The sequence below is a fragment of the Acrocarpospora pleiomorpha genome, from assembly GCF_009687885.1.
Lineage (GTDB): Bacteria > Actinomycetota > Actinomycetes > Streptosporangiales > Streptosporangiaceae > Acrocarpospora > Acrocarpospora pleiomorpha.
In genome coordinates this window covers 58,875-72,526 of record NZ_BLAF01000057.1, presented here as the reverse complement: position 1 = coordinate 72,526, position 13,652 = coordinate 58,875, and the positions used below count along the sequence as shown (strand labels likewise).

General features: G+C 67.1%; 10 protein-coding genes. 3 read left to right on the top strand and 7 right to left on the bottom strand.

What is annotated here, in order from left to right; genetic code table 11:
* Positions 1–568, bottom strand: a 568-nt coding sequence (locus Aple_RS38310) for a DUF222 domain-containing protein (RefSeq protein ID WP_155349656.1), incomplete at its 3' end; no start/stop codon positions are given.
* A gap of 30 nt (positions 569–598) precedes the next feature.
* Between Aple_RS38310 and Aple_RS38305 the strand changes: the two genes are divergently transcribed.
* Together Aple_RS38305 and Aple_RS38300 are read left to right on the top strand one after the other, a co-directional pair.
* A complete protein-coding gene (locus Aple_RS38305) occupies positions 599–1,270 on the top strand; it encodes a hypothetical protein (RefSeq protein ID WP_155349655.1) in 672 nt (223 codons plus the stop codon).
* 868 nt (positions 1,271–2,138) lie between these two features.
* Positions 2,139–3,260, top strand: coding sequence for a DUF1835 domain-containing protein (locus Aple_RS38300; RefSeq protein WP_246265038.1), 1,122 nt, complete (start codon positions 2,139–2,141; stop codon positions 3,258–3,260).
* Positions 3,261–4,713: 1,453 nt separating this feature from the next.
* Here the strand turns inward: Aple_RS38300 and Aple_RS38295 are convergent.
* From Aple_RS38295 to Aple_RS52425, 6 genes are all read right to left on the bottom strand, one after another.
* A complete protein-coding gene (locus Aple_RS38295) occupies positions 4,714–5,901 on the bottom strand; it encodes a glycosyltransferase 87 family protein (RefSeq protein ID WP_155349654.1) in 1,188 nt (395 codons plus the stop codon).
* A 731-nt stretch (positions 5,902–6,632) separates the two neighbouring features.
* Positions 6,633–7,898 carry a glycosyltransferase family 87 protein gene (locus Aple_RS38290; RefSeq protein WP_246265037.1) on the bottom strand — a complete coding sequence of 422 codons (1,266 nt, stop codon included), beginning with the start codon at positions 7,896–7,898 and terminating at the stop codon, positions 6,633–6,635.
* Between the two features lie 488 nt (positions 7,899–8,386).
* Positions 8,387–8,941: a phosphatase PAP2 family protein gene (locus tag Aple_RS38285; RefSeq protein WP_155349652.1), complete on the bottom strand. Its 555-nt coding sequence runs from the start codon at positions 8,939–8,941 to the stop codon at positions 8,387–8,389.
* Entirely contained in the window at positions 8,938–9,336 is a 399-nt protein-coding gene (locus Aple_RS38280; protein WP_155349651.1) for a DUF6545 domain-containing protein, read from the bottom strand. Before Aple_RS38280 ends, Aple_RS38285 begins: the two co-directional genes overlap by 4 nt.
* A gap of 208 nt (positions 9,337–9,544) precedes the next feature.
* Positions 9,545–11,647: a transglycosylase domain-containing protein gene (locus Aple_RS38275; protein WP_155349650.1), complete on the bottom strand. Its 2,103-nt coding sequence runs from the start codon at positions 11,645–11,647 to the stop codon at positions 9,545–9,547.
* Between the two features lie 861 nt (positions 11,648–12,508).
* Entirely contained in the window at positions 12,509–12,901 is a 393-nt protein-coding gene (locus Aple_RS52425) for a DUF5318 family protein (protein WP_170321884.1), read from the bottom strand.
* Between the two features lie 152 nt (positions 12,902–13,053).
* On the opposite strand from Aple_RS52425, the gene Aple_RS38270 reads away from it, so the two are divergent.
* Complete coding sequence (locus Aple_RS38270) at positions 13,054–13,644, top strand: PadR family transcriptional regulator (RefSeq protein WP_155349649.1); 591 nt, start codon at positions 13,054–13,056, stop codon at positions 13,642–13,644.
* Positions 13,645–13,652 lie beyond the last annotated feature (8 nt).

Sequence of the window (13,652 nt, the reverse complement as noted above, 5' to 3'; positions counted from 1 at the left end):
GGCCCATCCCGTTCAAGGTGGCGGCGATGTTCAGATGCTGGCGTTCGGTGAGGGCGGCGGCGCGGGCCAGCCGGCCGCCGGGGTCGACGGTCTCCAGGATCACCCGACCGGCGTGGGCGAGGTCTTCGACGGTGGCGGCCGGATCGGCGGCCAGGGTCAGCAGGATGGGTTCGGCCAGCCGGGTGTCGGTGTCGTCCAGGTGCCGGACCGCTGAGGCGACCGCGGCTGCGGCCCCGAACGGCAGACTGCCCTCGGCCAGTTGCGCGGCCAGGTCGGGCAGCCGGGACAACTGGCGGGCCAGGGTGACGCGTTCCCCCGCCCTAGCGGCCCGGGAACCGGTGGCCGCGGCCAGCCACGCCCCGAGCGAACGCCGCCCGAACAGTTGCTGGCCTTTCCCGGCGTCGGCCACGGCAAGCCGGACCGCGATCGCGGCTTCGGCCCGATCGATCACCCGCGCCAACACCACGATCTCCGCCATCGCCGCCTCCACATCGGAGGGCACCCGCGACCCATCGGCGGCGATCACCTCCCCCTGGCGCAGCCACTCCCGTATCGCCGCCCCGGCCAAACCCGGGTCAGGGTGATCGGAGCGGCCAGGATGATCAGAGCGATCGGAGCGGCCAGAGCGATCGGGATGATCGGGATGATCGGGATAATCCCCACACCCCGCAGCACCACCAGAACCCTGATCGGTCCCCCGGGTCGCCTGCCCGCGACCGGCAGCCCGCTCATTCCCCCAGGCACCCCAATCAGCCTCCCGGGCAGCGTGACCGGCCGTTTCGGTACGCTGACCGGTTTCCCGGGCACGCTGATCCGTCTCCCGGGCACCAGCACCGGCCTGGTGAACACACTGACCGCTCACGTGCCCGCAGCCGCAGGACTCCTGCCCGGAACCGGGCGATGGCCAGTGGCCGCCGGTGGGTCGGGTACCAGAGGGCCGGACACCGGGCTGCTGGGCCGGACCGAACTGGGTGGGCCCGAACTGGGCAGAGCCGAACCGGGTGTTGGCGGGTTCAGCGGTGGCCTGGGCGGTGCTGGAATGCGCCGTTGCGGGGTGGGCTATGCCGGAATGCGAGAGACCGGGATGCGCGGTACTCAAATGCGGGATGTTGGACTGTGGGGTCCCGGAGTCTTTGCTGGAGTCGGCCCGGGAAGGGTCGAACAGCAGGACCGCGCGATGGGAATCGCTGGGAATGCGGCCGGTTTGAGGTGTCCCGGCGTGTCGCTGGGGTGGAGGCGTTTCTGGGTGGAGGACCGGCGCATCGTCTGAGCCGGGGTTGAGGGAAGGTCCGGTGGGGTCGCGGCCGTCACGGTCGGCTGGAGCGCGGGGTTGCGGGGGCGGGTAGGAGGGGGTGGCGTCAGCGGGGGAGCCTGTGGGGGAAGAGGTGGCGGCATGGTGGCTGGGCAGGAGCAGCACCGCACCCGATGTCATCATCGCGGACCACCTCCTGTCGTGGATCGGCCAGTCAACCTCCGTCAGGATATCGCTCACACGTTCGATTGGCAACTCTGTGTAGTCGTTTATGTGTGAATTGTCGCGACGAAGGAGGCGCGGCAGCGATAATGTCACCGGTCTTCCATGGGCATTCGCTGATGTTCTGCAACGCCTGGACCCCATCGTGAGCTGCGTGTTCGCGCGCTCGGCGAAGGGCGTCCATCGCGCGAGTCCTCTGTTTCTCCTCAGGCGTCGCCCCGCCAGCACTGTGGCCGCCCGAACGAAGCGGCAGCTGATCCAGTGCCCCACCCACACATCCTTGATTCGTTTCCGGGGCTACGGTCCGGCCCTCAGGGATTGCTCACTTTGGGGCTTTGCCGCCCTCCCGGAGGATCGCCCACCCGAGGCGAGGATTGCGCTACGAGGGCGAAAACCCATGGGAGGGCTGATAGGAGCTGTGCGGGGTTCAGATCATGAGGTTGCGGATTCTCATGCACGGTGGGCCAGGGGTCGCGCGGCGTACCGGCTGGCAAGTACCTTGAGGAGGGCGACCGTCCGCGCCCAACCTCCGGCGACCCGCCCCAGCTGGGTCACCCTACGGAGGCAAAGGGAGGTTCACCTCTCGGCCGGGGCGTCATTCGTCGATCGTGCGCCCGCCGCAGTGATCGCTGGGGGATCCGCGGACGGGACGCGGGAGACGATCATGACCAAGCAGGCTGATTTCAAGCGGCGTGTGCGCGCCCGGATGGCCAAGACCGGCGAGTCGTACGCGACTGCCCGCAGCAGGCTCCTCGTCGAACACCCGGGCACCATACCGGACGACTCCCCGCTCGACTGGATGCCCGAGGCCTTGCACATCAGCAACGGCGACTGCACTGACGTGCCCGGGACCGGGCTCGCGCGCAGCGTGGTCTACTGGCGCGACATCCTCCACGAAGGGCCGGTGCCCAAGGTCACGCCGGCCGAACTACGCCGGATCAGGATCGAGTACCTCACCGGCAACGAGAGTGTCGAGCCCGTCGAGACGATGCGCCAGTTCACCGAGCGGGACCAGGCCCTGGAGACCAACCGCGACGGGGAGTACGTGCTGTGGTTCGAGGCGGACCTGTACGACCAACTGCAGATCGTCGAGATCCTCGCCCGCCTGGCCGAGCTGGGCGTTTCCGCCGAGCGCGTTACTTTGATCTGCATAGGCGAGCACGCGGGCATCGCCCGCTTCGGCGGTCTCGGACAGCTGACCGCCGAGCAGTTGCGCAAACTGCCGGCTACGGACGCGTGCGCGCGGCTGACCCCGGCGGCGCTCGAACTGGCCACCCTTGCTTGGGCGACTTTCCGCGCGCCCACCCCCGAGGGCCTGGCAACCGTCGCTGCCGCCCGGCTGGGCGAGCTGCGGTTCCTGGGGGAGGCATTCGACCGGCTCAGCCGGGAGTATCCGGCGACGCGGGATGGCCTGTCGCTGACCGAGCGGCGGGTGTTGGCCGCCGTCGCCGACGGCGCGGACGACGCCGGGGCGGCCTTCGTACGGGCCGGGGCGCGGGAGACGCGGCCGTACATGGGGGACATCACGTGCTTCGGCCGGATGGGCTGGATGGCGGAGGGGCCGTACCCGCTGTTGCGCCTCGATCCGCCCGGCCGTGCTGTCGAACGTACGACAGGCGTGTGTCTGACCGACACCGGGGCGCGGGTGCTGGCGGGTGAGGCCGACCAGATCGCCCTCAACGGCATCGACCGATGGATCGGGGGCGTGCACCTCCAGGGCCATCACGTGCCGTGGCGCTGGGACGACGGCACCGAAACCATCGTCCACATCCCTGACCAGGCATAGGAGCCAGGAGTCGGCCACCGACGTTCACCGAAATCGCGCGCCGTCCACCAGGCGGCCTGAAAACCAGGACCCGGTGAACGTATCCGGTCACGCTTAACGGCCATCGGCTTTCTCGTGATCCACGGGCGGAGATGACGCTCCCACCCACCCAGGCCCTTGTTCCATCCGTTGACATCCGTGGTTCCGGCATAAACGACAAGTGGGAAACCCCCCCCTCGGGTCAACGTCGGTGTCAGCCAGCGGATCGTGGTGAGGGGACGGGAGTACGGAGAGGGGTTGACGGTGCTGTGTGTTCATTTAATGCGATTGCACTGGCTTCGGTTATCAAATAGTCCCGCACAGGGTGTGGTCACAATCAAGAACTCTTTGTGAGGGAATGTTGCCCTTTGGGAGCTTGAGGGCTGTGGGTAGAGGTCGTGAGCCCAGCCATCACTTAGGCGAAATTGCCGATAGCGATTGCGTTTTGGCAGGTCAGGAGCCTTGGAAATGGGAGCGTGTGGACATGCGGCCGGAGGGTGCCTCATTGTGGAGTCGGACTGTCACACATGGTTAGACGTTCTCGATAGGGCTGAACCGGTTGCAAACGTAAGTCGGGAGCTGTGAGATGTGCTTTGGCATCTCCGGATCGCGCATCGGACATGGGTGATGGGGGCCAGAGCGCTGGCTGATCCGGTGCCGTGAGGAGGGGTCGGCGGCTCGTGTGGGTGTCTCCAGCAGGACAGGAGACCGATGCGAGCCGTTCGTCGTCTTGGGGGCGGACCCCGGGGACCGGGAAGGAAGGTTTCGCAGTGATTCGTAGCCACTTGCGAGTTCAGCCGGAGGATCCTGGCGAACCGGCTGGAGAGCCTGAGGAGGAAACCGCCGATCCGGATGAATCGGAGGACCCGGACCAGCCGTCCGATCCTCGGCCTTCGACGTGGATAGGGACTGTACCGCCAAGCATGACCCGAACCACCCACACCATGTCCGAGACCCGGACTATCCACACAACACCCGTAACCGGGACCATCTACGCAGCACTTGCGGCCCGGACCACCCATACCGCGCTCGTGACCAGGACTGGGTTTGATCCGGTTTGACCGACAGCAACGATGTGTTGGTCAGATCGAAGTCCTTGGTCACCTGGCCGACCGAGTGAGTACCCCGCTGGCACAGCTCGATGGTCTCGGCTTTGAGCTCCGACGCGGACGAGCGACGCGGACGTCGCTTCTTGCCCATGCTCTCCTTCCGGGACGAACCCCTGATCTCAGGTGTCCCGGCAAACCGGATCAGGCCCATCCACACAGCGCCGCGGCCCGGACCGCCCGCATTACGCCCGTGACCAGGCCATCCACACAACGCCCGTGATGCGGGACCGCCCAAACCACACCCAGGCCGTTCGCCTGTGCATATCGTCGCGGTGGTCGCCGGATGTTTCCCACAGCCTGTGGATAAACTCTCTGGATTCGCGAGCTTAAATAGCGGGTACAGGTTCCGGTTTCGCCAGGGCGGGGCGGGTGCTTCGCCAGAGGGCTGCGAATGAGACGATCGCGGCGGCGAGCAGGATCAGGTTGCGGGTGACCAGGACCAGGGTGCCGGGGAGTTGGCCGGTCCAGCTGTAGTCCTCCTCGACCCAGGGGTACATGATCCCGGTCAGCAGCATGGCCGTCAGGAGCAGCCAGGCGGCGGGGCGCTGGCTGGACTCGCGGACCGCGAACGCGACGGCGGCGATGCCGATCAGCCAGATCAGGTACTGGGGGGACAGGACGCGGCTGGTCAGGACCAGGAAGAGCACGGTGGTGAAGGCGGCGTCGTAGTAGGTCGTCTCGGTGGGGGTGGCGCGTAGCCACCAGACGAACAGGAGCAGCAACGCCACGGGGGTGGCGATCACGCTCATCCGAGTGGCGGTTTCGATGCCGTCGCCGACGAGTTCCATCGCGCCATGCTGGTAGCTGGTGAAACCACCCCACCAGCCGAGTACGCGGCCGAGCACGAACGGCGTTCCGGCCAGGGATTCGACCTGGAGGCCGCGTTCCTGCTGGTTGGTGAGAAAGTCGAGCGCGTGCGGCATGACCAGGGCGGCGGCTCCGCACGCCACGATCGTGGCGCCGAGTGCGGCGCCGGTGCCGGTGAGCAGTTCGCGCCAGCGACGGAGGCCGACCAGGAGCGCGATCGGCCACACCTTGATGGACAGGCCGACGCCGATGAGCATGCCCCGGATGAGGGCGTCCCGGGAGACGGTGAGGGCGGCGACCGCGACAAGGGTGACCATCAGGTCGTATCGCGAGATGAGTACGGGCCCGAGCATCGCGGCGCCGATCGTCCAAGCCCAGATCGCGGCGGGGCCGGTGCCGGAGCGGGTCGCGAATCGGTTGACGAGCAGCAGGATGGCGAGGTCGCAGAGGAGCGCGATCACGTAGAACGAGATCTGGTAGCTCCAGGGGAGCAGGTGGGGGGCCAGCATGGGCAGAGCGGCGAACGGGGGATACTGCCATTTTTCATCGCCTGCTGGGAACTCACCGCTCAGCAGGATGGTCGCCCAGTCGCCGTACAGGCGGACGTCGTTGTCGAAGGAGCCCTCGTGGCCGACCGGGATGACCTGGGTCGCGGCCAGGAACAGGACGGTTCGGGTGATCACCCAGACTGGCAGTGCATATCGCACGATTACCTGACCTTCCCCGAAAAAACCGTCATCCCGAACAATCCGTCAGACGCAGGTTAGCGGGCGATCATCCGTCCGAGCAGACCTCAGGTCGGGAGCGACGAGAAACATCAACGACTCCTCCACCAGGAAACCGGCCTCATCCTCAATGAAGGTCACCGCGGGCAGCTCAACGACGACGCCGTCTCGCTTCCACGCACACCGCAGCCGACCTCGCCGTCACCCTCTCGCCGGAATACGGGCTCCGCCGTGGGCCGCCCTCACCCCCGACCAGCTCGCGCTGGCGACCCGCGCAGGACATCGCCCCGCGCCACCAGGTCCGGCCGCCCCGAGTCAGACCCTCGGCCTGCCCGGGGTACGCCGTTCGGGATGCAGCGCCCGCCCCGTACCAAAACGCGGCCTTCCGGACGCACGGCAACCTCGCCCTGCAGCCGCCAAGTCCGACCGTCGGGCCGCCCCGATCAGACCTCGGCCCGCTCCGTAGCGAGCGCGCGCCGTTCGCGGGACGCCACCGCCCTCGTACCACAGCGCGGCCTTCCAGACGCACGGGAATCTCGCCCTGCAGCCACCAGGTCCGACCGTGGGCTGCCCTGGGTCAGGCTCTCGGCCCGCTCCATAGCAAGGGCACGCCGTTCGCGGAACGCCACAGCGCGGCCTTCCAGACGCATGGCAAGCCCTGCGATCGCCAAGCCCGGCCGTACCAGAAGGGGGCCTTAAATCCGGTGAAAGATTCAGCTCACTGGAGCTGGGGGGCGGCGGAATAGGACGAAGCGGTCGGGGGCGTGGTCGAAGACGCCGCCGGATTGGTCGTCGATGTCGTTTTGGCGGACGAGGTCGCGTTCAGGGCGGAGGATGTCCCAGACGACGAGGGCCATCAGGGCTGTTACGGCTAGGGCGCGGGCCCAGACCGCCAGGAAGTACGGGCCGTCGCTGATGCCTTCAGCCGTGTGGGCGGGGTCCATGCCGACGAAATAGAGCCAGATCGCGAAGAAGTACCAGACTTCGGTGAGTTGCCAGATCGCGAGGGCGGGCCATTTCGGGCGAGCGAGGACGGCGAGGGGGACCAGCCAGAGGACGTATTGGGGTGACCAGACCTTGTTTGTCACCATGAAGGCGGCCAGGGCCAGGAAGCAGATCTGGGCCAGTCTGGGGCGGCGGGGGGCGGAGACGGTGAGGACGGCGATGCCGAGGAGCAGGATCGCGAGGGTGCCCATAGCCATCTCGTTCAGCGCGTCGGCGTTGGCCAGGAAACCCCACTGGTACTTCTGGAAGTAGAACCAGAGCCCGCCCCAGTCGACTCCGCGCTCGCTGCTGAAGACGTAGAACTTGCTCCATCCAGCGAAGTTGATCAGCATGATCGGGACGTTGACCAGGAGCCAGGTGGCGACGGCGGCGCCGAGTGTCTTTCCGAACGCGAGCCACTTGCCGGTGCGGGCGGTGAGCAGGAACAGCGCGCCGAGGAACATCAAGGGGTAGAACTTGGTGGCGACGGCGAGGGCGAGCAGGACGCCGGCGAGGTACTGCTTCTCTCTGGCCCAGGCCAGCAGGCCGCCGAGCGCGAGTGCGCCGGCCGCGAGGTCCCAATTGATGTACGCGCAGAGCACGACGCCGGGGCCGATCGCGTACCAGAGGGCGTCCCAGCGGCGGGTGGGACCGGCCAGGGCGGCCATCAGCAGGACGCCGACCACCAGGCTGGCACCCATGAGGATGACCGTGATGTCGTAGAACGTCACGCCGTCGCCGAAGGACAGGCGGCGGGCGAACTCCATGATCGCGCCAATGCCGACGGGATACTCGACGTCGGGATTGTCGATGTACGGGATCCGGCCGTCGCTCAGCTGGCGGGCGAACCAGAGGGGGTAAATGTCGGTGTAACAGAAGTTGCTGTACTGCTCGACCCCCGTGTTCCACGCGCCCCCGAATCGGCACGCCGACTTCCAGAAGTACGCGAGGAACGCGCCCAACACCGCGAACACACCAAGCGGAACGTACGGCACGGCCCGGAACGCAACCGACGTCAACGGTCCCGGGGCACTAGAGGTCCGAGTCATGCCGGTATTGGACCACCCCCTCACCCCCGTTGGCGACCTCCACCCTCAGAATCCCCCGCGTGTCCACCCTCCGAATCACCGCAGGCCTCAAGCCGGACATGTCATTCGATGAGGTGGTTCTCCCACCCACCCAGCCCTTTGATTTCCCCCGGGCTCCGCCCGCCCCCGCCATCGCCCCTTCCGGGCTTCGCCCGTCCCGCAGTGGATTTCCCACCCATGGAGCAAGCTGTTCAGGGGACGGCCGGTCGGTCCCTGTCTGATCTGCCGATACCTGGTCCGACCTACGGGTTTGCCTGTTTCGCGGCGGTATGCGTGTCTCGCTGTTCACCACTGGAGGTCGTCGTATCGCAGCATTCGTGGGCCATACACGGGCCGGATTCGGGCCCGGTTCACCTTGCTCATTGATGCGCAACTGGCGGATTTTGTCAGAAGTCCTAAGCCAGAGCGGCCAATATGGTCCATGTCGCCGCACCGCCTGCGAGCACCCCCGCGGCGGTCTGGGCGGGCGTGTGGTCCCCGAGCGTCACCCGGGACCAGGCGATCACCATCACCAGCGCGGCCCCGACCGCGTACACCGGGGCAGGTGGCAGCAGCCAGGCGAGCATCACCACGCTCCCGGCCGCCACCGCCGTATGAAAACTGATCTTCCACCAGAACGTGATCGGACCGGTCACGGCCAGCGTGGCGAGCATGACGGCCACACACGCGATCATTATTCGAGGGGAGCCGAGCACGGTCAGCAGGGCTAGCGCGGCGACCACCAGGGCGACGATCACACCGATCAGCCACGGCCGCTGGGCGCGGTCGGTGATGTGCTTGTTGCCGAACCGCCCCGATTTGACGCCTGCCAGGATCACTGTGAGCGGGATCCCGCCGCACAGCCCCGCGGCCAGCGCGCCCCAGCCGAGGCCACCCCAGCCACCGGTGACCGCGCCGACGACCAGGGGCAGCCCGATGACAATGTGCGCGGGCGCGAACACCTCCGTCATGCCACGGGCGTAACGGTTCTCTTCCTGCCGACCAGTTTGTACGCCGCTGCGACCTGTCGAAGCCACGCCGTTTCCCTTTCGATGTCACCAGCGAAATCCGGTCCAGGAATGATCCCAAATGCCGGGCCCGTCCCTTGACCTGAGCGGGCCGCCTCCAGCGACGACGTAACCCAGGCCGCGACTTCGCCCGGATTCTCACTCGTTGGCGGGGGCGCGACCGAGGTGAGCGACAACATGCCATCCCGGATCTCCAGTACCCGCCGATACAGCCGGACCCGGAGCACGCCGTCCATGCCCAGCGCCACGTCCGGATACCGACGGGTGAGCGCCTCCCACAGCGGACGCAGTTCCGCAGCGCGCGAGCCTGCCGGGCTCTGGTGGATGTTGCCCGCCATGCCGGGATCGACGTCCCGGCCGTGATCCCGACGACACACAGCAAGAACGTCACCCGGGCGAACAGCGGCGACTCACGCGCGCCCAACTCCGGCCAGAACACCCGTCAACCGCCACAACTCGCCAGGCTCAACTCCACCACCGCCCCCAAAACACAACGCCCGGCGGTCCCAAAAGACCACCGGGCGAGGATGTCACCTACCCCGTCACCTACTCCCGGCGATTCGCCGCCGTAGGCACAGGCAGCGGAGCCGTAGCCGGAGCCGCAGGAGCCGTGAACGGATCGACACTGCCGTCATCCTCAGGAATGTCGACGTCACACCCCTCCCCACCGGGGAAGCACTCGGCGCCATCGTCCGGGAAGTCCGGCGGGAAGTCGCCCTCCACCTCCGGCGTCGGAGTGGGAGACGGGCTCGGAACGATATTCTCCGGCGCCCCCGTACCAGCCCGAGGCGGGAAGTCCTGAACTGCCCAGTTCCGGTGGGCCTCGATCATGAAATCGCGCCAGATTCGGGTGGGAGCGTCAGCACCCTGGAAGCCCAGGCCGATCTCGACGGGGAAGGTCTTCTTGGGGCAGTTGGAGTGCCGAGGCTGGACGATCTTGCCGCTCTTCGTCTTGCACTGTTCGCGGTACATACCGACAGCCGTGGACAGCTGCGGGGTGAAGCCGACGAACCAGGCGTCTTCCTCGCCGGTGTTGGTGCCGGTCTTACCACCGGCGGGGCGGCCGATGTTGCCGTTGCCGGAGGCGGTGCCGCCGGTGATCACAGCCTTGAGCGCGACGATCGAGTCGGCGGCGGCTTCAGGGGAGATGACCTGCTTAACCGGCTTCTTCTCGCCGAGTACGACGCTGCGCTTGCCGTCCTTGACAACAGAGACCTCGATCACCGTGTGCGCGTCGACGTGCTTGCCGGCATTGGCGAAGATCGAGTAGCCGGCGGCCTGTTCGACGGCGGTGACCGGGGCCGTGCCGATGGAGAACAGGTACTTGTGCTCCGCGACGTCGTCGGTCATGCGCTTCTCGTCCAGACCGGCGTCGACGGCGATCGCCTTGACCGTGTCCAGCTGGCCGGGAACCGCGTAGGCCATCGACGCGTACGCGGTGTTGATCGAGGCCGAGGTGGCCCGGACCACGTCGATCGCGTCCTTCTCCTTGTGGCTGTTCGTGATCGGCGTGGTGCCTTCCAGCGGGTCGGTCGGGAAGGTCTTGTTGCCGGGGACGAAGCTGTTGAGGCTGAACCCGGATTCCAGCCAGGCGGCCAGCACGTACGGCTTGAAGGCGGACGCCGCCTGCTTCTTGGAGTCCCAGGGTTCGTTCCACGGGTCGGTCACGTAGTCGTTGCCGCCGTAGAAGGCGATCACGCGGCCGTTCTTGGGGTTGACCGCCGCGAGGCCGGTGTGGAACTCCTTCGACATGTTGGCGGTGACGTTGGTCACGGCCTTCTTGGCGGCCAGCATGAGCCGCCGGTCGAAGGTGCTCACGATCTTGTAGCCGCCGCTGCGCACCATGTCGGGCGTCATGCCGCGGGTCTTGAGCTCCTCCAGGACCTGCATGACCATGTAACCCTTGAGGCCGCCCAGCTCGTCGACGTCCTTGTCCGGCTTGGTCTTCGGGAACTTGGCGGTGGCGGGCAGCTTGCCGTACTTCTCGGCGTTGTAGTTCGCCATCGCGTTGACGACGTCGGTGAAGCGGGACTTCAGCTCCGGCGCGTTGGCCTCCCAGCTCGGCGTCTGGATGCGCGCGGCCAGGTAGGCGCCTTCGGCCTCGTTGAGCTTCGAGGCGGACTTGCCGAAGTACGCCTGGGAGGCCGCCTCGATCCCGTACGCGCGCCCGAAGTTGATGGTGTTCAGGTAGTTGATGAGGATCTCGTTCTTGTCCATCTCCTTGTTGATCTTGACCGCGACGAAGATCTCCTTGACCTTGCGCTTGATCGAGACCTCTTGGCTCAGGCCGTCGTAGTAGTTACGCGCCATCTGCTGGGTGATGGTGGAGGCGCCCTGAAGCTGCTGGCCGGTCGCGGTCATGTAGACCGAACGCACCATGGCCGAGATGGAGATGCCCGAGTCCTCGCGGAAGCTGTTGTTCTCGATCGCGATGACCGCGTCCTGGACGTGCTCGGGGACCTTGTCGATGGTGATGATCGTGCGCTTGGTGCCGAGGTGGGCGATCTTCGTCTTGCCGTCGCTGTAGTAGAGCACGCTGCCCTGCGCGAGCGCCTCGGCCTGCTGGACCGTGGGCACAGGGGTATTGGCGTACGCGACGGCGATCATCCCGAACAGACCCGCGGTGAGCACCGTGACCCCGATGACCACGATCTTCCAGTTGGGCAGGAAACGCTTCCAGCCCCTACGACGCGGCTTCTTGCCATCGTCGAAATCCCCCGGACCACCCGGGCCGCCAGGACCCCCTGGACCCCCTGGACCGCCGGGGCCACCGGGCCGAGGGCCGGACGCGCGACGTCGGCGCCCAGGCGGTAATGCCTGGGTCTCGGCCGCGTCCGCGCGCAAGCCGGGAGGCGCGCCGATCGCCTGAGTATGGTCACCGGGCTGACCACCTGAGCGGCCACCAGGACCACCGGGACCACCGGGACCCCCAGGACCACCGGGACCGCCAGGACCAGGCTGACCGCCAGGGCCGGGATAACTACCAGTAGCCCCGCCACCCCCAGGACCACCGGGATAGCCAGCGGGACCGCCGCCCGGGCCGCCCGGTGGGCGCAGGGCCTGGGTGCGATCGGCCGGTCCCGTCGGGTACGGCACATTGCCCCCCCGCTCCCGCTCATACCCCCGCCCAGCCGGAGGCGCGGGCCGCTGCTCGGGCGGCGGTACGGCCGAGAGGTGCCGGCCGGGAGGAACAGCCCCCATGGCGGCGGTGTCTTCGAAGGCGGCTTCACCACGCCGTGGCGTACCGCTCTGGTACGCACCCGTCTGAGGCATCCCAGCGGGTGCGGGAGGCTCGCCCCACGAGGCGGGGGGTTCGCCGGGAGAACGACGGCGCCGCCCAGGGCGAGGGGCCCCGCCGACGCCCTCGCGGGGGCTGTCGGCCGACTCCGGGCCATAGCTGCTGCTGTTACTCACGCGTCCTCGATCGGTCGTTGGGGTTGCTCGTCAACGTCTACTCGGCAGGCGGGCGGGGGTTCGGCGGCTTCCTTGGCGGCGTGCTCACGTGCGTACTCAACCTGGAAGCCCGCCCCGCGCAGGGGGGTCACCTGTTCCGAGAAGGAACGAGACCGCCAGGTGGTTCCAGCCACAACCTTGACAGACCTCGACGACGTAGACCCTGAATTCCTCGTATTCACGGGCCATCTCAACAAGGTCTGACGAAGCCTTTACGCGGCCTGCGGAACGCCCCAGTTCGTCCCCATACACATAAGTGACGTGCGTGACGTTCTGACGCTCGCATATCGGGCAGCCGTAGTCGGTGGGTTCCCCCAGCGTCCGAGCGGCCCGAAGCAGATAGGGGTGAGCGTCGCAGACGTCCCGTGACTCCATGTGACCAGAGCGGATCGACTGAATCGCCGCCCGCTTCGCGAGGCCGTAATCCACGACCGCCCGCTGTGACCACACATGCCCCAGATTACGACCCTTTACCAACCCATGCCGAACAGTTGACCGACTCGGCTTGCCAGGGGCCGCTTGTTGCACGGTATGACGGGCCGACGTATCCTCGTGATGTATCAGTTCGATACATCGGTCAGACACACAGGGAGGTGGTTTCCGTGACCGGGCCCCGTGGCAACGTTCTGGAACTCGCCGTCCTGGGCTCGCTCCACGAGACTCCCCTGCACGGCTACGAGCTCCGCAAGAGGCTCAACACGCTGCTCGGCATGTTCCGCGCGTTCTCGTACGGCTCGCTTTACCCCTGTCTGAAAGGCCTGCTCACCGAGGGTCTGATCGTTGAGGAGGAGCCGCCGGAAGACGTGGTGCTCGGCCGCCGGTCCAAGATCGTTTACAAGCTCACCGCCGAGGGCAAGGAACGCCTCCAGGAACTGCTGACCCAGGCCGGCCCCTCCGCGTGGGAGGACGAGAGCTTCGGCATCCACTTCGCCTTCTTCCGTCACACGGAGGCAGAAGTGCGGCTGCGCATTCTCGAAGGCCGTCGAAGCCGCCTGGAAGAGCGCCTGGACCTGGTTCGCACCGCCCTCGCCCGGACCCGGGAACGTCTCGACAGTTACACGCTGGAGCTGCAGAAGCACGGCTTGGAATCGGTCGAGCGCGAGGTCCGCTGGTTGAACGAGCTTATTAACACAGAACGGGCGCAAGCCGTACAAAACCAAGCAGATCGGGATGAAGATCCCGATTCTCAGTAGCGAAGGAG

What these genes read in the sequence shown, in the direction of transcription:
- Aple_RS38300 (WP_246265038.1), top strand. Translation starts at nt 2,139, where the DNA reads ATGACCAAGCAGGCTGATTTCAAGCGGCGTGTGCGCGCCCGGATGGCC.
- Aple_RS38305 (WP_155349655.1), top strand. Translation starts at nt 599, where the DNA reads ATGATCAGAGCGATCGGAGCGGCCAGAGCGATCGGGATGATCGGGATG.
- Aple_RS38285 (WP_155349652.1), bottom strand. Translation starts at nt 8,941, where the DNA reads ATGACGGAGGTGTTCGCGCCCGCGCACATTGTCATCGGGCTGCCCCTG.
- Aple_RS38280 (WP_155349651.1), bottom strand. Translation starts at nt 9,336, where the DNA reads ATGGCGGGCAACATCCACCAGAGCCCGGCAGGCTCGCGCGCTGCGGAA.